Genomic DNA, 21612 nt, shown 5'->3' with positions numbered 1-21612 from the left:
CACTTCGCGTAAAGTGTCTTATTCGCTGTAATGACATTGTTGGTGAAATCATATTGATTTGTACCCTCATCATCTGTATACCAGCCTTCAAATGTGTAACCCGCTTTTGTTGGTATTGGTGGCACTGTTACCTTTTCACCATGTGCTACGGTTTGACTTGGGACTGCACTTCCACCGCTCACTTCAAAGCTAACTGTATACTTCAGTGGTTCCCACTTCGCGTAAATTGTCTTATTCGCTGTAATGACATTGTTGGTAAAATCATATTGATTTGTTCGCTCATCATCTGTATACCAGCCTTCAAATGTGTAGCCCGCTTTTGTTGGTATTGGTGGCACTGTTACCTTTTCGCCATGTGCTACCGTTTGATTTGGGACTGCACTTCCACCGCTCACTTCAAAGCTAACTGTATACTTCAGTGGTTTCCACTTCGCATAAATAGTTGTATTCGCTGTAATGACATTGGTGAAATCATATTGATTTGTACGCTCATCATCTGTATACCAGCCTTCAAATGTGTAACCCGCTTTTGTTGGGGCTGGTGGCACTGTTGCTTTTTTGCCATGTGCTACGGATTGACTTGGTACTACACTTCCACCGCCCACTTCAAAATTCACTGTGTAACCAACTGGTTCCCACTTCGCGTAAAGTGTCGTATTCGCTGTAATGACATTGTTGGTAAAATCATATTGATTCGTACGCTCATCATCTGTATACCAGCCTTCAAATGTGTAACCCGCTTTTGTTGGGGCTGGTGGCACTGTTACCTTTTCGCCATGTGCTACGGTTTGACTTGGGACTGCACTTCCACCGCTCACTTCAAAGCTAACTGTATACTTCAGTGGTTCCCACTTCGCGTAAAGTGTCGTATTGGCTGTAATGACATGGTTGGTGAAATCATATTGTTCTGTTCCCTCATCATCTGTATACCAGCCTTCAAATGTGTAACCTGCTTTCGTTGGAGCTGACGTTGGTTTACTTACTTTTTCACCATGTGCTACCGATTGACTTGGTACGAGACTTCCGCCATTTACTTCAAAATTAACCGTGTAAGTAACCGGTTTCCATTTCGCATAAAGTGTCGTATTGGCTGTGATTTCATTGTTAAAATCATAAGTTTCTGTAAGCGTTACATCTGTGTACCAACCTCCAAATGTATAGCCCGCTTTCGTTGGCGCTGGCGTTGGTTTACTTACTTTTTCACCATGTGCTACCGTTTGATTTGGTACTAGACTTCCGCCATTTACTTCAAAATTCACTGTGTAACCAACTGGTTTCCACTTCGCATAAAGTGTCGTATTCGCTGTAATGACATTGTTGGTAAAATCATATTGATTTGTACGCTCATCATCTGTATACCAGCCTTCAAATGTGTAGCCCGCTTTTGTTGGGGCCGGTGGTTCACTTGCTTTTTCTCCGTGTGTGATGGATTGTTCTGGTACTAGACTTCCCCCATCTACATCAAAGCTGACTTTATGCTTCACTTCTACAGGTGGTGATGTATCATAATCAACTATTGAAATGTTCCCAAAAACTGCATAGTCATCCATCATAGTTGGCGAAGAAAGAATTAGTGTAATAATATTTTCACTACCAATATCATTTATATTCTGGTTAGTAAGTAAATCACCGATGGGTAAAGAAATAGGGGTATCGAATTGATTAAATATATAGGAAGGTTTAGAAAAATCTTTTTCAATCCCTATATGTTTAGTCGGTAAAATAGATAAAGGTTGATCAAAACCTTCATTAACTACCCAATTATCTGAGCTGCCTATATTAATTCTCAAGTTAGAAATATCCCCCGTAACACCCGAATCCATTGGCGTAAGGCTTAACTTTGCATTCGAATAGTCAGTGCCAGATGGTAAATAAAATTTAAGATAAGCCGTGTTTGTCTGATCGCCTGAATCATAACCACCTGCCCCAGCAAGTCCTTCTACAATATCAACGCTATTTGGTGTACCTTGATAAAAAGTCCCCGTTACAATATCAATAGGTTTAATAGGTTCAATAGCTGGAATTGCTGCCCTCGCAACTTGTATATCCAAAAATGGTTGTAAAATGCTGAGCAACATTGCAACCAACATAAGTACAACATTTATCCGTTTATAGTTTCTCATCTAATCACCCTTCATTTACTGGGTATTCACCATACAAACAAATAATAAAGTTTAATGCTACATATGGTTGCATGTTATTGTGTGCCATATTTCCTCCAGTTGTTTCAATCGCTTGCTGATGAATATTTACTTTTGTAGTTGGTGTAAATTCTTTATATAACTTCTTTGGATTCAATCCTCCTAGAGCGCCCCAAACGGCACCTTCGGGACTACTAGCTCCACCCGTTGTTTTTGTGCTCCCTTGTAATTCATGCTTATGGGCAGGCATTTGCTCACTACTTAATGACACACTTACTTCACCTACTTCTGTGGCAAATTCCCTTGTTGTAAGTCCTGTACCAGTTCCGTAATGCATTGGTGCTTTACCTCTTAAATCTGGCAACTTAAAGTCTGTTTTGCCATCGCCACCAAATCTATTACCAATAATTGAAAATAACACTGGATGCTGATTAACAAGTAATGTACTCCCATCACAAAAAGCCCAATCAATTGGTGCATAATTGCCAGCGAATATTCTAATCTCTCCTGTATAGGCTTCTGCCATTTTCGTTCCTCCCTAACCTCGTGGTGGAAAAATCCCCATTGTTGCAATACAAAACGATACGACTAGATAAGGCTGCATATTATTATGGGCCTGATTTTGGCCAGTGACTGTCATCGCTATTGCATTCATTGCAGTATTTGGATTACTAGCAAACATATTATTACCATTCACTTTTCCCCATACGTTACTCTTTGGTGTTGCTTTATTTGTTTCATCCTCATTAGCATAAACTTCATGAGTATGATTAGGCATTTCATTTATCGTTAATGCGTGTGTTGCTTCACCACCTGTTGATGCATAGGCAATTTCGTCACTTTTATGTAACGGTACTCTACCTTGCAAATTGGGTAAGGCAAATGTTGTTTTACCATCTCCTCCGTATTTATTTCCTATCAAAGAATAAAGTGCTATGTATTGATTTACCGACAATAGGCGTCCATCACACGGTAACCAATTTTGAGGTATTCTGTCGAAACTAAAAAGTCGTACTTCTCCTACAAACGGTTCTGCCAATGTACTTCCTCCCTTTTAAGAAAAATATGGGTACAGACCTTGTGTTGCAATAATAAAATTAATAACCAATGAAGGCATGACATTTTCATGTGGCTGATTGCCACCAACTGATGACATTAAATTACTATTCATCTGGACAACATCACTCGCTATACTTGTTTGATAATTCTTTAAATCAGCTACTCCCCATACAGTATTAGCTGGTGAGCTTTCTGTTGTTTCCGTTTTTACATTATTTGCTGTAACAATATGCGTATGGGCTGGTAAATCGCCCTCTGTTAATGTTACTTTTTCCGTCCCTCCATTACTTGCAAAAGGATATTCGGGACTTTTATGTATCGGGATTCTTCCACGTAAATCAGGTAACGCAAAATTTGTTACCCCATCGCCACCATATTTAGTTCCTATTAACGAAAAAAGAGCCTGGTACTCATTAACCGATAACAGTTGACCGTTACAAAGGGCCCAATTCATCGGGGCATACTTCCCACTAAACATCCGAATCTCACCTAAATACGCTTCTGACATATCAACACTCTCCCTAACTTTTATTTCCATAACATTTTCATATAAATCTCGTCTTCTTGAATAACTTGAAACCCTAATCTTTCATAGAGATATCTTGCTATGTTAGTTTTATGAACGTGTAATACAACTGCTTTTCTTTGTACTTTTGCCTTTTTCTGAAGTTGAACAATAATATAGGTACCAATGCCTCTTCCCTGATATTTTGGCAATATAGCTATATCAATCAGACGGTGATATTCAGGGAGTTCTTCAGTGAGAATCCTGCCGACACATTCAGCATCTTTCACAATAATCCAATGATTTGCCCTTGGAAATTGCTGATTATACGAAACTTGTTGTGCGCGCCATTGCATTGCTAAAAAATCTTCTTTTTGTTCAGCTGACCATCCCCATGAATCTACTTCTTGATTTCTTGTAGAAGTATAGATTTCGTAGAGAAATGCTTCATCTTCCTTTGTGATAGATTTAAGCTTTATTTTCATCAAATATGTTCCACTTTCTTTTAGGCATTCTTATTGGTCACAATGATAGATCGTACAAAGTTATGTCCTTTGTCAGGCAAGTCTTCCCAACTATCGACGTGCAATTGATGATCAGCTAAGCATTCAGCTCGATTTTTGCTCTTTTGTGGAACGTCTAGCGCTATCGAGATTGTGCCATATGATTTTTCGCCTTGTGGGACTATATCTCGCCATGAGCAAGAGCATTCATATCCATTGGGACCTGTGGATGCTTTTATTCCCAATGCCTGTAATGTTGTGTTTGGAGGAATATTTACCGGCTTCTTGTCTTCAATATCATCGGTATTCCAGATACCCCACGCTAGCTGCGATTGAAAAACTTCAAGCTCACGGTCTGTTGCATTTGTAATCATTAGTGAAAATGTCCAAGTCGCCATTTTAGTGCGCTCCTCCTGTCGTTACTTTATTTCTCGTATTATTCATTACATCGTATAGATGCGTACGATGTAATACGGCATAATCCCATTCAGAAGCACCAATTAACGTTGTTACATTATTGTTATCCGTTCGATAAAGAAGAATCATTTTACTAAAAATCCAAGGTACAACATCCATATCTTTATCACTCGGGGCTTCAAAAACTCTTTCTTTCGATTTTTTCTCAGTTTGCTGTTGCTCTGTTGTAACAGCATTTAATATATTAAACTTCGCTTTTAATTCCGCCTGTAGTTCCTGTGCCACACTTGCCTTTACCACTTTTTCATCAGAAACAGAGATCTTTTCTGTAAATTTAAAGGCCGTTTCAATGGTACTGACTTTCTCTTCCACCACTTTACTTGTAGTAGATAATCCAAACTCATCTTTTACTGTAATTTTCCCTTTTTTCGTAACAGTTTCGATTTTAGACGCATCTGCTCTTAAACTAGTCACTTCTACGGAATAATACTGTTGCACTTCCCGTTGCTTTAAATAAAGACTATCAAACGTTAAATCATTGACCCCATCAAATAATCTTTTTGAAATAGTAAAGATAGGTGTTTTGAATAACGACATCTTTTCAAAATGAACACCACTAGGAATATATTGATTTAAATCAATATCTCTCACATCTTCAATTTCAACTAATGCGTTAATTTTGGACCAATCTGTTTCTAGATTGTTTCTTATTTCATTTTGTTTCAATTTATCTAGCTTGTTAGAAATTCGGATATTTCGAACAAAGCTATGGCCATCATGTGTAATGTCTTTCCACTCAGCTACTTCAAAATATCCATTTGCTCGACATTTAGCTTCATTAGGATCATTATAAGGAACATTCACATAAAGACTTATTACCCCGTACGGTGCTTGCGTTTCACTATTTTTATCTTTCCAAGAGCAAGAAAATTCATAACCATTTGGTCCAAATGCTGATTTGGCGCCAACAGCTTGAATTGTTTGCCCCGCTTTAATAGTTTGAGGTTTTTTATCCTCTTCACCATCTGTATTCCAATAGCCCCAATGTAATTGCGATTCTACTAGCTCTAAATCTCGATCTGTATCATTTGTGACATTTAAATAAAAAGTCCATGCCATCGCTACTCCTCCTAATATCAGAATTTTCCGAACAATAAATACATATTTATATTTAATTGCTATCTCTTACTACCTAAAAAAGAGTGTCGAATATTGTATTTTCTTAGGACTCTCTTACTGTTTTTCATTATATTATAAATCCCCTATTTTCCTCTACGAAATTTAAGTTAAGTTTTCTTAACCTTTCTGCCTACTATCTTGTAATAATGCAAAAAAAATCTGCTCATGCTCACATAGATGAACATAAACAGATTATATGGATATTTTATTTAATTAAAATAGTTAATATCTTCCATATTAATTCATTACGATACATATCATTATCCTATGTTGATAATGATGAATCATTAGTTACAGCGAATATTGCTGCAGCCGTCGCTTCTGAGCTTTTAGAATAAGAGCATCCATTAGGAACCTATCATAGAGAGGAGTTATTCAAGCTTGATGCATTTATAGAACAATTTGATGATTCTTCTTTCATTTAAAACAAAAAACGCACTTAGCCTCTAATATAAACGAGACTAAATGCATTTCATAATTTATAAAACTTTTTCTAAAAAGTCTTTTGCACGTTGTGTAGAAGGTGAAGAGAAAAACTCTTCAGGCGGTGCATCTTCTATAAGCTTTCCACCGTCAAGGAATAGAATACGATCTGCCACTTCACGCGCGAAGCCCATTTCATGCGTTACGATTAACATCGTCATCCCTGAATCTGCTAAGTTTTTCATAACTGCTAATACCTCTTTAACCATTTCTGGGTCAAGTGCAGAAGTAGGCTCATCAAAAAGTATCACCTTTGGGTCCATCGCAAGTGCTCTAGCAATTGCTACACGTTGCTTTTGTCCACCTGAAAGTCGACTTGGATACTCATTACGCTTCTCAAAAAGGCCCACTTTCGTTAGTAAATCTTCAGCATTTTTAATTGCTGTTGCCTTGTCCATCCCCTTAACATTGATGGGTGCATAAGTTAAGTTTTCTAAAACTGTTTTATGTGGGAAAAGGTGAAAATGCTGAAATACCATACCGACTTCTTCACGTATCTTCATAATATTTGTACCTTTATCAGTAAGGTTATCTCCAGCGATTGTAATCTTCCCACTCGTCGGCTCTTCTAATAAATTTAAGCAACGTAAGAATGTAGACTTACCAGAGCCTGATGGTCCAATAATAGCAATTACTTCTTTTTCCTTTATTTCAGTTGAAATACCTTTTAGTACTTCATTTTGCCCAAATGATTTGTGTAAATCTTCAATTTTAATCACTTTTTCTCATTCCTTTCTCGATTCGTTTACCAAGGAACGTCAAGACAAGCGTCATAATATAGTAGATTACCCCTGCAAATAGTAAAGGTTCAAGGTAACGATACGTTGAACCACCCACAATATAGGCACGGCGCATAATATCAAGTGCACTAATAACCGTTACAACAGCTGTTTCTTTATTTAAAGTAATAAATTCATTTACTAAAGAAGGTAAAATATTTTTTACTGCTTGTGGAATAATAATATCTTTCATCATTTTTGAATACGGTATACCTAATGCTTGAGCTGCTTCCATTTGACCTTTATCCACGGCGTTGATTCCTGCACGGATAATTTCTGAAATATAAGCACCTGAGTTTAACCCGAATGCAATGATTGCTGTTGGAATTGGCTCAATTTGAATATCTAATAATTGTGGAACTGCGTAGTAAATAATTAATAATTGTAGTACAAGTGGTGTACCGCGGAAAATGGACGTGTAGAAATCCGCAAGCCATCGTAGAATTTTTACTTTCCCAATTTTACATAATGCTAATAATATACCAACGATAAAACCTATGATGGATGCACCGATTGCAATTTGAAGTGTAACACCTATTCCTTTTAATATATAAGGAATAGAGGGAATGATTGCTGTAAAATCTAGATTCACAGCGTCCCCTCCTTTCTCTTTTCCTTTTTGTGAAATGGACAAGCGATAGCCCTAAATAGAGCTATCGCATTTCAATTGAATTATTCAGCTTTTTCTAACCATTTTTCTTCAAGCTGTTGAATTTTGCCTTCATCAGCTAGTTCTTTTAATGCTTTGTTAATTTTATCTTTTAAATCGCTACCTTTTTGAACAGCGATTGCTTTATGGTCTTCTGGTTGTACTTCTACTGGGAACGCCGCTAATTTATCGTTTGTTTTTAGATAACCTTTAGCTACGCCACCTTCCATGATTGCTCCGTCCAAGCGTTTAGACATCATATCTTGGACAATTTCAGGTATACGTGTACGCCCTTCAATAGATACATCTACTTTTTCAGCAATAGCTTTACCTAAATTTTCTTGAATTGAAGCAGTTTGTACACCGACTTTTTTACCAGCTAAGTCTGCTTCTTTTTTAATACCGCTATCTTTTTTAACTACGATAACTTGCTCTGTTTGATTGTATTTGTCTGAGAAATCTACGACTTTTTCTCGCTCTTCATTTGGTGTCATCCCAGAAATAACAACGTCTACTTTACCTGCTTGTAAAGCAGGAACTAAGCTGTTAAAGTCCATATCTTGAACTTGCATTTCTACGCCAAGTTTTTCACCAACTAGTTTAATTAAATCAATATCAAAACCAATAATTTCTTCACCTTTAGCAGCGTCAACATATTCAAATGGTGCGTAGTCTGCTGATGTACCTACTTTTAGTACTTGTTTCTCTGCTGTATCTGAACCAGTATTTGAATTTGATGCATTATCATCTTTAGTGCCACATGCTGCAAGTACACCGATTACTAGAACGAGCATAAGCATGAAAATTTTGTTCTTCATATTCTAATTTCTCCTTTTTTTCATTTTTTATTGTATATGAGACATTAACGTCCCGAAAATAGCGATTGGATATTTATTCATAGAGCAGAATAAAAAATCTATCTGCTAATTAAGATATACTCTTTCAAAATAATTTTCAAGCTAAACACGAAATTTTTTAACAAAATATTTTACACAGAATTTTCTAATAAATCAATGTTTTTATATTTTTTCGTTATTTTTTTACTTGCTCAAACGTGTTACTTTACTATTTTCATTCTTGTCATCATTTATGCCTGTAAAACATAGGACATCTGTCAAAATGAATGCATATTGAAAAAGACACTGGACAACATAAAAAAGAGTTAGATTGATTACAATCAATCTAACTCTTTTCCATTTTTTAGTCTGCGATGGATGCTTTCCGTTGGAGTCAGCGGCTTCACTACCATCACCAAATGTCGTCATCTTCATTTATCTATTGCAAAAGAAAGAATAGCTAAGTTATTCTTCATAACAATTGAAAAAATTACCCATTCCTAAAGTAATGCCTCAGTGGCCATACGAAAAACTTCGCTATTTATTCGTCTTTGTCCATAAAAAGTTTTGCTTTTAATTCATCTTCTCCCGACCCTTCTGCTAAAGGCACACGAGATCGATATGCAGCACGACATATTAAATGCCCTGCTACTGGTGCTGTTACAAATACAAAGAGAATCCCTAAAATTAATCGAACGCTCACATAGCCGTCATGTATCCAAAAATAGATAAATGCACCTAACAAGCAGCTTAATACAGACAATGTTGAGCTTTTCGTCGCTGCATGTGACCGTGTATAGACATCAGGCAAGCGAATCATACCAAACGCACTAATAACACTAACGATAGAACCGACAAGTATTAGGATGACTGCCGCCCACTCAATCATTTGATTTACGTTCAACAATCACACCTCTTTCAATATATTTAGTAAAGGCGATTGTACCGATAAACGCCAATATACCCAATATTAAAATTGCTTCTAAATATGCCTTTGTTTTTAAAACGATTGATACGATAGCTATTGCAGAGAGTAGATTGATACCTATCGTATCGAGCGCTATCGCACGATCAGGCATAGATGGGCCTTTTATGACACGATATAGCGACAACGCAATCGACACACTAAATAACGCAAGTGCTACTAGTAAAACTTTTTCTATCATTAGCGTGTCACCTCCATAATCGCTTTTTCAAATTTTCCTATGGAGCGAACTACGGCATCTTTTGACTGCTCAATATCCATCGCATGGATATAGAACATATCTCCATCCTCAGAAACCTCCATCACAACTGAACCAGGTGTCAACGTTAACAATAGTGCAAGAGCTGTAATTTCCCAATCTCCATTAAGTTCCGTTTTATATGTGAAAATGCCTGGTGTAATATTCAACTTAGGTGTTGTTATTTGTTTTAACACATTGTAGCTCGAGAGTAATAGCTCCCAGTTAAAAAGCCATAGTAGTTTAATAATAGAGAAAACACGGCGCAAATAAAATTGAGTACCGTAAAAACGATGCATTGCATACAAAATTCCAATACCAACGATAAAGCCCATTAAAAATGTGGAAAACTGGGGCGTGATTTCATCCTGAAGCAATAACCATAAAGCGGCAATAAATAAATTTAATATAAACTGCATAGCCATTACTTATTCACCTCTCCTTGCCATTGTTCGCCGTTCAACACTGCGTCAATATAAATAGAGGGTGTGTGAAGCGTTTCAGCCGCATCCTTAACATACGGTGCCATCCACTCAGCACCAATGCCTAAAACGAGTGTGCAAACAGTTAGTAAAGTCAATGGTAACACTACCCGCTTCGGTAGTGGTTTTTCATCCTCAATACTAATAATGGTTTCACCAAAAAAGGAAGAAAGGAAAATGCGTAGTAGAGAGTAGAGAACTATTAAGCTAGATAGGAAACCTAATCCTAGTAGCACAAAATTCCCTCCTTCAATAGCCCCTTGTCCAATTAACACTTTGCCTAAAAATCCACTTAATGGTGGAATTCCAGCGAGCGAACACATCATTATAAAGAATAGCCATCCGAAAAAGGGATAATTTCGAATAAGTCCACTCATTTTATCTATAATGGTTTCACCAGTTACGTAAATCATCATCCCTACCGCTAAAAACAGCATAGCTTTTACTACCATATCATGCATTAAATAGTACGTTACACCTTGCAGGGCAGATTCCGTACCGATAGCAAGCCCAGCAACAATAAAACCTACACCAATTAAGACATTGTATGAAGCAATTGTCCTTACATCTCTTCCAGCAAGTGCACCCATGCAACCAGCAATTATAGTTAATCCTGCCATTACACTGAGGACAGTATGTGTTACCTCGGTATTTGTTGTAAATAATAATGTAAATGTACGAACAAGTGCATAGATACCAACTTTAGTTAATAGAGCGGCAAATAATGCAGCAATAGCTGTTGGTGGCACACTATATGAACCTGGTAACCAGAAGAATAGAAGTAAACCAGCTTTTAAGCTAAAAACAATCAGGAACACAAGTCCTACTGTTGTAATAAGTGGGTCAGCTCCAGCTTCCATAACACGCAAGGAAATATGGGCCATATTTAAAGTCCCAATCGTTCCATATAAAAATGCTAATGCCACTAAAAAGATCCATGAAGCAACAATATTAATAAGTACATATTTCAGCGCTTCTCGCAGCTGTATCTTCCCACCACCTAAGCTAATAAGTGCATAAGAGGCAAGTAGCATCACTTCAAAGCATACAAATAAATTAAAAATATCTCCTGTTAGAAACGACCCATTTACCCCCGCTACCATCAAGAGCACAAAAGGATAAAAATACATTTTTTCGTAGTGCTCGCCAATTGTGAAGATAGCGTATAATAAACAAATTGCTGCGACAATATTCGCTACTAAAACAAGTAGTACTGCAAAAGAATCGGCAACAAATAATATTCCGAATGGCGGTAACCAGCCACTAAAATCAATACGCATCACACCTTGTTGATGAACCTCTAACAAAAGTACGACACTTATGATTACAACGAAGCCAAACGTACAAAGGCTCAGAATGCGTTGTAACAACACATTTTCTCTTAAAAACACTAGCAAAATAGCCGTAATAACCGGCACGATTAATGGTAAAACGATCATATTACTCATCAGACGTACCTCTCAATTCATCAAATTCCCCGGTGCCATTTGTTTTATAGGCACGATAGCCGAGAACTAGCACAAATGCTGTCACTGCAAAGCTAATCACGATAGCCGTTAAAATTAATGCTTGTGGAAGCGCATCTGCGTATGGACCTGGCGATTCACCAATGAGTGGCACATCCCCTTTTTTCAGGCCCCCCATCGTTAAAATAAGTAAATGCGCAGCATGTGAAAGTACTGCTGTTCCTAGAATCACACGTAATAATTGCTTTGAGAGGATTAGGTACGTCGCTACAGCAACTAACACACCAACTAATATTAGAATTAAAGACTCCATTGGCTATTCATCCTCACTTATACTTAATATAATTGTCACAACAACACCAACAACTGTTAACGCCACACCAGCTTCAAAAATAGTAACTGTCGAGAACCCCATTTTTCCAAAAATCGGCACATCGATATACGTATATGTTTGTGATAAAAATGGTACATCAAAAAACAGTGAACCGATGGCCGTACTTGTCGCTAATAATACTCCCAGTGCTGCTACCTTTTTAAAATCAAACGGCATCCCTTTGTGCACTGTTTCAATATCGTAAGCTAAATAAAGCAGTACTATGGCGGAAGCAAGCACGAGACCACCTATAAAGCCTCCACCAGGAGCATGGTGTCCTGCAAAAAATAAGTAAATACCAAGCGTTAAAATAGTGAATACGATAGCCTTTGTAATAGTACGTAAAATAACGTCATTAATTTTCATGGTCTGCCTCCTTCTTTCGTGGCTTGAGTTTTGTCAGCGTGTACACGCCTAAGCCAGCAATTAAAAGAACGACAACCTCTAACATCGTATCAAACGCACGAAAATCCCCTAAAATAGTGTTAACAATATTTGATCCGCCTGCTAAGTCATATGCATCATTAAAGTACAGTGCGACCGTCTCAAAGCGGTCATAGTGCACGACAGCTAAACCAACTAATGTCACCGTTGCACCTACAAAAATGGCAATAACAGCATTTGACAACTTCACTCTTTTGCGTGAGGTTTCAGGCATTAAATCCGGTAAATATTTAAAACACAACAGGAACAATGCTGTTGTCACGGATTCAACAACTAGTTGGGTAAGAGCCAAATCAGGTGCTCGGAAAATTACGAAGAAGAATGCGATTGAATAGCCAAGAACGCCGTTCAATAGCATAGCCGTAATTCGTCCCTTTGCGAAAATCATCCATATTGCAGCAAACATCATAACAAACACTAAAATGAGCTCATAGGACTCTACTGGTGCATCCTTTGCAAAATCAAATGCCATGGCATCAGACCATATAAAATATCCTGCAATGAGCGCGACAAAAAAAACATAGATATAGACAAAATAATGTGTTAAATTGCCTGACATATAACGATTAGTGAACTTCATAGAGCCTTTTTCACTAAACTCTATAAGGCGATTATAGTAGGTATTAAACGTATAGTTTTGTGAAAAAACACGATATAGTGGCTTCCAGCTTTTTAATGTTTTAAATAAAATAATGCCGATAATTATTACGCCAATGGTCATTAACAATTCAGGATTAACACCGTGCCATGCATAAATATGTGGTGTTAATTCACTAGCAGATGGAAATGTTGGGTAAATACTAGCCATTGCAGGCTCTAAAATATAATGGCCAAGGACGTTTGGAAAGAAGAAAATTGCCACTACTAATAAACAAAGTACTATTGGCGAAATGAGCATGCCAAACGGGGCTTCATGGGGTTTTTTATCCAACTTAGCAGGTTGCAATTTACCGAAAAATGTATGAGCAATTAAAATCATGCTGTAAACAAACGTAAAAATACTTGCGACCCATGCCACAATAGGGAATAAAACACCCCAACTATCCATAGAAAAGATATTGACCTCACGAATTTGTAACACTGCAGTAAAGAACATCTCCTTACTTAAGAAACCATTAAATGGAGGTAATCCCGCCATTGATAATCCGCCTATTACAGCAATCGTAAATGTCACCGGCATTAACGCCATTAAACCACCGAGACGACGTATATCACGTGTTCCAACTTCATGGTCAACAATACCTACCATCATGAATAACGCACCTTTAAATGTGGAGTGATTAATAAGGTGGAACAATGCCGCAAAACTCGCTTGTGTATATATGATTGAACTTTCAGCATATCCAAAATAATGCCCTACGGAGCCAAGGCCAAATAAACTCATAATTAACCCAAGCTGACTAACGGTTGAAAACGCTAGTAATGCCTTTAAGTCTGTTTGTCGTACTGCATTGAACGAGCCCCAGAACAATGTTAATAGTCCAATCCCACTAACTAACCAGAACCAAATAGCCTCACCACCAAATACTGGAGAAAAACGCGCAACTAAATAAATCCCAGCTTTCACCATAGTAGCCGAGTGGAGATAGGCACTAACAGGAGTTGGGGCCTCCATCGCATCTGGCAACCAAATATGAAAAGGAAATTGTGCGGATTTAGTAAAAGCACCTACTAAAATTAACAATAGCGCTGGAACAAATAGTGAATGTTCTCGTATGACCTCTACGTTCGCTACTATGTCGCGAATACTAAATGTTCCCGAAGCTACATATAGCATTAGGAAACCCGCAAGCATGGAAAGACCACCGAAAACAGTAATAGTCATTGCTTTTCGTGCACCAGCACGTGAAGCTTTACGATGATGCCAGAATGCAATTAACAAAAATGAAGACACACTTGTTAATTCCCAAAATGTATACAGCACCATTAAATTATCTGAAAAGACGACGCCAAGCATAGCGCCCATGAATAGTAATAAGTAGCAGTAAAAATGATGAAGAGATTCTTTCGTTGATAAATAAAAAATTGAATATAAAATAACTAAACTACCTACACCTGTAATCAGCAAACCAAAAATGATGCTGAGCCCGTCGAGATATGTCGTGAAGTTTATATCAAAAGAGGGAATCCACTCATATGTATGAATAAATGTTTTACCCTCGGCAATTTGAGGAATGTACCGTGCGAGTAAAATAAACAATATAATTGGAACGGATAAAACAAACCAGCCTAAATGTATAACACGCCTTAGTCGCCTATAAAGCAAAGGGATTAGAGCGGCACATACAAATGGTAAAAGTATCGCAATGAGAACTGTAACCAAATGAAAACCTCCTACAATCAAATTCGTCCAGCAAATTTGCGCCCGAGATTTTGTATTTTTAGGCCTGCATGATACAGATCAGTTAGCTGTTAGTACATAAATGCATACTATAAACTATCTCCTAAATTATTCCTTACAAAACCTTTGACATCCGCCGGTGCTTTAACGTTATTCAGCAGCGTTTGAATAACTACTGTAAAATACAAGCCTGCTATACCCCTTCTTAAAGAAGGTACATAGTAGACAAAAAGTTGAATGAATATATCAGAACTCTTCTAAATTTGGATGTTTACCTGTACTAATCGATGTGGATAGCGAACATGTATCGGACCTTAGACACTGGATAAATGTTTAATTGCATCAACACTTGACTATCTATTTAACTCACTGCATAATAATGTGGCATATGGAAGCTATCCATTTAAATGCACATTATGCATAAACAAAACAATCTTAGAACATGGCAATAAGCCGAATTCCTTAAGGGTTTCCCGTATATCGTCATTAACTTTTATTCACTTTAAAGTATACAATATAAATAAGCATAATGCACTGTAACAGCCTTCATTTTAGCTGTTTTAGGATAATTTTTTCATAATTTGCAGTACAAATAACAAAATAACAATAGGATAAAGAGGTGTATTTTTTTAATGAAGCATGTTAAAGGGAGATTAGACGAAAGTATTTTAGTTTGTGTCTACTATGGGCTAAATGGGGAACGCTTAATTCGTCGAGGTCATAAAATGGCCATGATGCTCGATTGCCCACTCTATATTCTTTCGGTCGATTCACAACCCCTCGATGCCTTTGATGCTGAGAAATCTGGTTACATCGAACAGTGGAAAGACCTAGCCGAAGAACTTGATGTTGAAAAATTCATTTTACTAGATAACGAAAAACGTCCAATCCAAAAGGTCATTGCTGAAGTAGCAAAAAATTACGGCATTTCTCAAATCATCGTCGGTCAAAGTGCACAAAGCCGTTGGGAGGAAATAACAAAGGGATCATTCCTGAATGTCCTATTAAAAGAGGTTCCTTTTGTGGATTTCCACATTGTAGCTGTCCAACGTCCAACTGAAGATGACACCTATGATACATACGAAAAAGGTGTACGTGCCTATTTGATTAAAGACCAGGACAATTTTAAAATAGCCTTTACTTGTCCAAGGTATGTTTCAATTGAAGGCATTTTCTTCAAAGAAATTGGTACTGATTTTGATAATGGGATATTTAAATTTACTTACAATGATAAAATGCATGAGATCCATATTACTGAGGGCTTGGTGAATGATATAGAAAAGTTACCGGCTGAATTTACATCTCCATTACGTCAATAGTTTGTAATCACGCATTTAAAATAACTAATTACCTTTTGAGCAATATTGATTCTATTACAGCGGTGACTCGATTGATGTGAAGGCAGGAAGCCGTTAAACAGCATTCTTCCCTTTTTAATTATACATCTAGCTGACACGCCTCCAGTGTAGAGGCGTGTTTTTTTCTTATAAAGCAGATGCAGGTTTATCTTTCGGTAAGAAAAATGCTACTAGTAATAATAATGGCAGTAATGAAACAATCAACATTGTGAAATCAATACCTTTATGATCCATTAATACACCAATTACAATTGCTCCAATTGCCCCCATACCAAATGCAAAGCCAGTCGTTAACCCTGCCATTGTACCAATTTTAGTTGGTACAAGTTCTTGTGCATAAACAACTGTTACAGAGAAGCTAATCATAATTAATGTCCCGATAATCACTAAAAATATTGCTGCTGTCCATAACGGTACATATGGTAATGCTAAACAGAATGGCATTGGCACAACAACTGAAAGTAAAATTACATTTTTTCTACCGATACGATCTGATAATGATCCCCCAAAAAACGTGCCAACAACACCAAAAGCCATAAAAGTAAAAATCAAAATTTGTCCAAGTCGCAGACTAACATTATAATGATCCATTAAATAAAAAACATAAAAACTTGTTATATTCGTTGTATAAAATGATCGTGCAAAAATAATAGTAAATAATAATGTTAAAGCGATTCCCACTTGTTTCTTTGTCAGTGGTGGCAAAGATGATACTAAAGTACGTTTTTTCTTTGATAGACGTTCTAGCTCCAATTGCTTTTTATACCATCCGGCAATCTTACTCAACAATATAATTCCTATCGTTGTCGCAATTAGCACAAAAGCTGCTCCACGCTGTCCAAAAATGTCCAAAATGTAAGCACTGATTAATGGCGCAAGCGCTTGTCCAGAGTTCCCGCCAACTTGGTAAATTGATTGTGAAAGCCCTCTTTTAGAACCTGCTGCCATAAATGAAACGCGTGAACCTTCCGGGTGAAATATCGCTGAACCAAGACCTAAAAATAATACGGCTATAATAATTACCCAGTATTGCGTTGTGAATGCTAAAATGGCAATGCCTATAAATGAGCTAATCATTCCTATAGGTAAGGCATATGGCATTGGCTTTTTATCACTGACATAGCCTACAACAGGTTGCAGAGCTGAGGCAAACATGTTTAATACAAATGAAATAAGCCCGATTTGCGTAAAGGTCAAACCGAGCTCACTCTTCAATATTGGAAACATCGCAGGTATAACAGATTGCATCGTATCATTGATAAGATGGGCAACGGCAATAGCAATCATAATTGGAAAGACAGGGTTGTTAGAGTTCTCTATTTGTTTGTTCATGCTACCACCACACTTCCTTAATTTTTTCAAAATCCTAATTTATAAATGATTGTCGCATACAATTCCTCTTTTTGCACAAGCTATTTCTCGATAGCAGTTCTAAGGAGTTGATTTTTGTATGACTGTAGATGAATTTTTTCACGCCAATGTTTTGGAAATGATAGTTAGAGCCTCCCTTTCCTTTTTTGCATTACTCATTGTTACACGATTACTAGGAAAAAAACAGCTAGGTCAGCTTACATTTTTCCACTATACAACAGGTATTACATTTGGATCTATCGCTTCAGAAATTGCAGCACAATCTGAGACACCTTTTTTAGAAGGACTTATTGCATTAATATGGTGGAGCGTTTTAACGTATCTCATGACCGTTATTACCATTAAATCAAAAAAAGCACGTGTACTGATTGACGATAAACCAACCATTGTCATTCAGAATGGCCTTATTTTAGAATCAGGACTAAAGAAAAACCGTTTGCACATGGATGAGTTAACGATGATGTTACGCGAACAATCAGTATTTTCCGTTCAGGATGTCCAATACGCTTTATTAGAAACAACCGGCAATTTAAGCGTATTGCTGAAGCCAACAGAACAGCCCTCAACGAAACAAGATATAAAAGCCGATGTCACTCCTCCTACTTATTTACCAACAGAAGTAATATCTGATGGTCAGCTTATTAAAGAAAATATTGTGGAACTTGAATTGACTGAAGATTGGGTAATGAAAAAGCTGAAAAAACAAAATGTCCAATCTTATGAAGATGTCTACTTTGCCCAAGTTCAAACGAATGGCTCCTTATACATTAGCTTAAAAGATAAAGCAAGACGATCAAGCCCTTAACAGCTTGTATCGTCTTGCCTATTCTATTTTCATAATATCTAATGGTGTAATTATGCCAATCAGCTTTTGATGTGTTTTCCCATGCTCCGTAATCAATAACGCCTCAAAACGCTTTCCACTTTCCACGCCCTGTTTAAATATTTCTTCCGCCTCATAAATCGTTATGTATCTACTCACAAATTTGTAATTCACTCTATTTTTTTCGTGCAATAATATATCATGCAATGTAGGAACGTTTTTTGGTACATGGTTGCCTCCCATTACAGATGCAAGCCAATTTGTAATACCGACAGTCGTCACTAGACCTTTAAATTGATCTTTATTATAAACAGGAAACTGTGTAAACTTGCGTTGACGAATAACCTTTAATACTTGCTTTAACGAATCATTTTCTTGGAATACAAGCACCCTTTTTCGAAACATTTGTCCCACTAGTGTGGGCTTTGCAAGAGTAGCGTCCATATATTCAATGCGCTCTACTACATCTACGTGTGGTTCTGCAATTACATACTCCATAGATGTACGATGATGGACGATCGCATTGCGTAAGTCTGCATAGGAGCGTAAATCATCCTCATATTTACGTACTAAAACGTCCTTTTTTTTCGCCTGGTCCACGAGACGGTAAAAAGGCATAAAATCTTTCGCACTGATAATATCCCTTAGCCGATGGTCAATTCGATTAAAGGCCGTGAGAAAGCGATCGGAATTTTGTGTAGCCAATCTTATCACCTACTCTTAAAGCAAGATTTTATATTTTTTGAGTTATTAGATAAATCAGAAGTTATAGCTACATTATATTCCTAAGTTATGGATATTCCAAGAAAAGTTCGTACAATGGTTCATCATACAAAATATAATAAGCTGTTGCCTCAAAATATCTGACTTTCTATATTGTAAAAATCCATTTCGCTTTCCGGGGCACGTTGTAAGCCGCAGCCCTCGCCTGCGCACGGTTTGTTGAGACTTACACTACGTGCGTTCCCGCAGGAGTCTTCGTGGATTTTTACTGGATATTTAGCTGTGCCATTTGGACACAAGGGCATTTCTATATGTCGCTCTTATGCATAATATCGGCTTCCTATAGCGGAAAAATCCACTTCGCTTTCTGTGGGCACAGGGTCCGCAGAAGTCTAAGTGGATTTTTCTTGTTATATTTTAGCCATTGAAGCGTTTTTCTTCATTGAAAAAACGCCGATAGTAATACAAACACTTATAAGAACTACTGTAATAACTAGGCTCCACCAATAATCAGACATCTCCATTGTCCCGCGTATTAGTTGAACTCCATATAGTGGTAACTTCCACGGTGAAATTGTCCAAAATGTACCTACAAGCCCATCAATAATTTGACCTACAAAAATTAAAATAAATGCGCATGTTGTTGCAACTACTGTTTTAAACATCGCACTCATCATGAGAGTTACTGCTAAAACAAATAATACCCATATAAAATACGTACAAATACTTGCTAAAAGAGTCCCTACCTCAAATGTTCCATACAACACAACCGTATAATAAACACTTGCCGTAAACCCTGCTACTATACTTACAAAGCCTACTGTACTGACAACTAAAAACTTACTTATAAAAAATGCTACAAATGAAATAGGTCGTACATACAATAAGGTAGCCAAACCACTTGAGCGCTCCTTGCTAATAGAGCCTACAAAAGAAGCCATAAGCACGAGTAACCCAATTAATTGAAACTGACTAATTGTAGCTAATATTAGATCTGCAGGTACTAATTCTGGCATCAACATTTCAAAACCTTCAGGCATATTGCCAACAGCCTCTAGAATATCCTTTATATAATAATTAGTTAGCGGTTCACTCATACCTAAAAGTGCGAAAACAAGCGGAATCCATAAAAACTTTCTACTGCGCCACGCGTCACGAAATTCTTTTTGAAGTAGTACGTTAAATCCATTCATGCTCTTTTCGCCACCTTCATGAAAATATCCTCTAGCGACGCGGTTTGACGTGCTACGTTTCGTACTAAATATGGATAAGCAGTAAGGCGTTCAAGTACTTGTTGCATGTTCGGTTCTTCATCTTGAATGGCGACGTAAACATAGCAACCGTTAACTGTACACTTAAATGTAGACTGACTAATAAAATGCTGCGCTTCTTCCACCGTGCTAAATTCTACGACATAAGCTGGCTCATCAAAACGTTGGCGCACTTCTCGTAATGTTCCCTGTTCCACAAGTTGACCATTCCGCAAAAATAATAACTGGTCAGTCATTTCCTCAGCATCATTTAAAATATGTGTTGAATACAAAATTGTCGTCTCCTGCTGTAAACCTTTCAGTAAATCAAGTACTTCTCTACGTCCAACAGGATCTAAAGCAGATACAGGTTCATCTAACAGCAGTAATTTAGGCTTATGAACAATTGCCTGGGAAATACCAAGACGTTGCTTCATCCCACCTGAAAACGTTGCAATCTTTTTATGAAGATCATTTCCTAAGCCTACAAATTCTAATGTCTTTTGAGCCTCTTGTCTCGCCTTTTTAGCAGGTACACCGCTTAACTTTGCGGCCATTTCAGTAAACTCTAGCGCACTTAGCCAAGGCTGAAACTGCGGATATTGTGGTAAAAATCCAATATTTGTTCGTAAATCTCCACCCAACATTTTAACGCTACCTAAAGATGGCTTTAATAAGCCAGTTAACATCGATAAGGTCGTTGTCTTCCCTGCACCATTTGGTCCAATTAATGCAGTGGACGTGTGTTCTTCTAACGTAAAATCAATTGCATCCACTACTGTTTTGTCGGCAAAACGCTTCGTCAAACCCGTTACTTGAAGTAATGTTGTCATGATTGTTTTCTCCCAGCGATAAAATATGCAACAGGTCCAAGTAGATTAATAAATAATATAATAAATACCCATAAAATTTTCGGTCCATTCGTTGCATGGATTTTTCGAAGATCAATTAAAGCAATAATCATTAAAATAATTTGTACTCCGATTATTGGCGCTATAACCGCCCAAGGGATTTTTGCTAACTCCTCCATTTAAAACACCTCGCCTTTTTGTTCTAACTTTACTATAACAATTTTGTTCTAATATGTATAGAACAAAATTTAAAGGGTAAGTCATAACAAATCTTTTAGTTCGTTCAAGTCGCTCTCCTTTTAGCAGTCACGGCACAACCTTTTTACTCGTGCTGTTCCTGTAGGAGTTCTCAATTT

24 protein-coding genes are annotated in these 21612 nt (G+C 37.3%); 2 read left to right on the top strand and 22 right to left on the bottom strand.

Annotated features, from left to right (window positions below):
- The 17 genes from ACIP9C_RS20610 to ACIP9C_RS20530 all read right to left on the bottom strand — a co-directional run.
- Positions 1-2123, bottom strand: a 2123-nt coding sequence (locus ACIP9C_RS20610) for an InlB B-repeat-containing protein (protein WP_401013944.1), incomplete at its 3' end; no start/stop codon positions are given.
- A 4-nt stretch (positions 2124-2127) separates the two neighbouring features.
- On the bottom strand, positions 2128-2667 hold the full coding sequence (locus tag ACIP9C_RS20605) for a phage tail protein (protein ID WP_401013941.1): 540 nt from the start codon (positions 2665-2667) through the stop codon (positions 2128-2130).
- 12 nt (positions 2668-2679) lie between these two features.
- On the bottom strand, positions 2680-3180 hold the full coding sequence (locus ACIP9C_RS20600; protein ID WP_401013939.1) for a phage tail protein: 501 nt from the start codon (positions 3178-3180) through the stop codon (positions 2680-2682).
- 15 nt (positions 3181-3195) lie between these two features.
- Positions 3196-3708, bottom strand: a complete 513-nt coding sequence (locus ACIP9C_RS20595) for a phage tail protein (RefSeq protein ID WP_401013936.1) — start codon at positions 3706-3708, stop codon at positions 3196-3198.
- A 20-nt stretch (positions 3709-3728) separates the two neighbouring features.
- Positions 3729-4190 (bottom strand): GNAT family N-acetyltransferase, encoded by a 462-nt coding sequence (locus ACIP9C_RS20590; RefSeq protein ID WP_401014039.1) that lies wholly within the window; start codon positions 4188-4190, stop codon positions 3729-3731.
- 20 nt (positions 4191-4210) lie between these two features.
- Complete coding sequence (locus tag ACIP9C_RS20585; protein ID WP_401013933.1) at positions 4211-4606, bottom strand: hypothetical protein; 396 nt, start codon at positions 4604-4606, stop codon at positions 4211-4213.
- A 1-nt stretch (position 4607) separates the two neighbouring features.
- Positions 4608-5744 carry a hypothetical protein gene (locus ACIP9C_RS20580; protein WP_401013931.1) on the bottom strand — a complete coding sequence of 379 codons (1137 nt, stop codon included), beginning with the start codon at positions 5742-5744 and terminating at the stop codon, positions 4608-4610.
- A 539-nt stretch (positions 5745-6283) separates the two neighbouring features.
- Positions 6284-7006, bottom strand: coding sequence for an amino acid ABC transporter ATP-binding protein (locus tag ACIP9C_RS20575; RefSeq protein ID WP_401013928.1), 723 nt, complete (start codon positions 7004-7006; stop codon positions 6284-6286).
- Positions 6999-7658 carry an amino acid ABC transporter permease gene (locus ACIP9C_RS20570; RefSeq protein WP_340821369.1) on the bottom strand — a complete coding sequence of 220 codons (660 nt, stop codon included), beginning with the start codon at positions 7656-7658 and terminating at the stop codon, positions 6999-7001. Before ACIP9C_RS20570 ends, ACIP9C_RS20575 begins: the two co-directional genes overlap by 8 nt.
- 80 nt (positions 7659-7738) lie before the next feature.
- The gene (locus ACIP9C_RS20565; RefSeq protein WP_401013924.1) at positions 7739-8533 is read right to left on the bottom strand and encodes a transporter substrate-binding domain-containing protein; all 795 of its coding nucleotides are present in this window, start codon (positions 8531-8533) and stop codon (positions 7739-7741) included.
- Between the two features lie 559 nt (positions 8534-9092).
- Complete coding sequence (locus ACIP9C_RS20560) at positions 9093-9455, bottom strand: Na+/H+ antiporter subunit G (protein WP_401013921.1); 363 nt, start codon at positions 9453-9455, stop codon at positions 9093-9095.
- Positions 9433-9717: a Na(+)/H(+) antiporter subunit F1 gene (locus tag ACIP9C_RS20555; RefSeq protein ID WP_401013918.1), complete on the bottom strand. Its 285-nt coding sequence runs from the start codon at positions 9715-9717 to the stop codon at positions 9433-9435. The genes ACIP9C_RS20560 and ACIP9C_RS20555 overlap by 23 nt, the downstream gene beginning before the upstream one ends.
- Positions 9717-10199 (bottom strand): Na+/H+ antiporter subunit E, encoded by a 483-nt coding sequence (locus tag ACIP9C_RS20550; protein WP_401013916.1) that lies wholly within the window; start codon positions 10197-10199, stop codon positions 9717-9719. Before ACIP9C_RS20550 ends, ACIP9C_RS20555 begins: the two co-directional genes overlap by 1 nt.
- On the bottom strand, positions 10199-11704 hold the full coding sequence (locus tag ACIP9C_RS20545; protein WP_401013913.1) for a Na+/H+ antiporter subunit D: 1506 nt from the start codon (positions 11702-11704) through the stop codon (positions 10199-10201). Before ACIP9C_RS20545 ends, ACIP9C_RS20550 begins: the two co-directional genes overlap by 1 nt.
- Positions 11697-12035 (bottom strand): Na(+)/H(+) antiporter subunit C, encoded by a 339-nt coding sequence (locus tag ACIP9C_RS20540; RefSeq protein ID WP_401013911.1) that lies wholly within the window; start codon positions 12033-12035, stop codon positions 11697-11699. Before ACIP9C_RS20540 ends, ACIP9C_RS20545 begins: the two co-directional genes overlap by 8 nt.
- Positions 12036-12038: 3 nt before the next feature.
- Positions 12039-12461 (bottom strand): Na(+)/H(+) antiporter subunit B, encoded by a 423-nt coding sequence (locus ACIP9C_RS20535; RefSeq protein ID WP_401013908.1) that lies wholly within the window; start codon positions 12459-12461, stop codon positions 12039-12041.
- Entirely contained in the window at positions 12451-14862 is a 2412-nt protein-coding gene (locus ACIP9C_RS20530; protein ID WP_401013906.1) for a Na+/H+ antiporter subunit A, read from the bottom strand. The genes ACIP9C_RS20535 and ACIP9C_RS20530 overlap by 11 nt, the downstream gene beginning before the upstream one ends.
- A gap of 650 nt (positions 14863-15512) precedes the next feature.
- Here ACIP9C_RS20530 and ACIP9C_RS20525 point away from each other — a divergent pair.
- Positions 15513-16199 (top strand): histidine kinase, encoded by a 687-nt coding sequence (locus tag ACIP9C_RS20525; RefSeq protein ID WP_401013904.1) that lies wholly within the window; start codon positions 15513-15515, stop codon positions 16197-16199.
- A 165-nt stretch (positions 16200-16364) separates the two neighbouring features.
- Here ACIP9C_RS20525 and ACIP9C_RS20520 read toward each other — a convergent pair whose 3' ends face one another.
- Positions 16365-17570, bottom strand: coding sequence for an MFS transporter (locus ACIP9C_RS20520; RefSeq protein ID WP_401013902.1), 1206 nt, complete (start codon positions 17568-17570; stop codon positions 16365-16367).
- Positions 17571-17688: 118 nt separating this feature from the next.
- Here ACIP9C_RS20520 and ACIP9C_RS20515 point away from each other — a divergent pair, with 118 nt between their 5' ends.
- Positions 17689-18414: a DUF421 domain-containing protein gene (locus ACIP9C_RS20515; RefSeq protein WP_401013899.1), complete on the top strand. Its 726-nt coding sequence runs from the start codon at positions 17689-17691 to the stop codon at positions 18412-18414.
- 18 nt (positions 18415-18432) lie between these two features.
- Here the strand turns inward: ACIP9C_RS20515 and ACIP9C_RS20510 are convergent, their stop codons facing one another.
- The 4 genes from ACIP9C_RS20510 to ACIP9C_RS20495 form a co-directional block, all read right to left on the bottom strand.
- A complete protein-coding gene (locus ACIP9C_RS20510) occupies positions 18433-19146 on the bottom strand; it encodes a CBS domain-containing protein (RefSeq protein ID WP_401013897.1) in 714 nt (237 codons plus the stop codon).
- Between the two features lie 419 nt (positions 19147-19565).
- The gene (locus ACIP9C_RS20505) at positions 19566-20348 is read right to left on the bottom strand and encodes an ABC transporter permease (protein WP_401013894.1); all 783 of its coding nucleotides are present in this window, start codon (positions 20346-20348) and stop codon (positions 19566-19568) included.
- Positions 20345-21238, bottom strand: coding sequence for an ABC transporter ATP-binding protein (locus ACIP9C_RS20500; RefSeq protein ID WP_401013892.1), 894 nt, complete (start codon positions 21236-21238; stop codon positions 20345-20347). Before ACIP9C_RS20500 ends, ACIP9C_RS20505 begins: the two co-directional genes overlap by 4 nt.
- On the bottom strand, positions 21235-21435 hold the full coding sequence (locus tag ACIP9C_RS20495) for a PLDc N-terminal domain-containing protein (RefSeq protein WP_228134301.1): 201 nt from the start codon (positions 21433-21435) through the stop codon (positions 21235-21237). The genes ACIP9C_RS20500 and ACIP9C_RS20495 overlap by 4 nt, the downstream gene beginning before the upstream one ends.
- Between the last annotated feature and the right edge of the window lie 177 nt (positions 21436-21612).

The sequence above is a fragment of the Lysinibacillus sp. NPDC093210 genome (assembly GCF_044753985.1).
In the GTDB taxonomy this organism is placed as follows: Bacteria; Bacillota; Bacilli; order Bacillales_A; family Planococcaceae; genus Lysinibacillus.
This window is presented reverse-complemented; position numbering and strand designations above follow the sequence as displayed.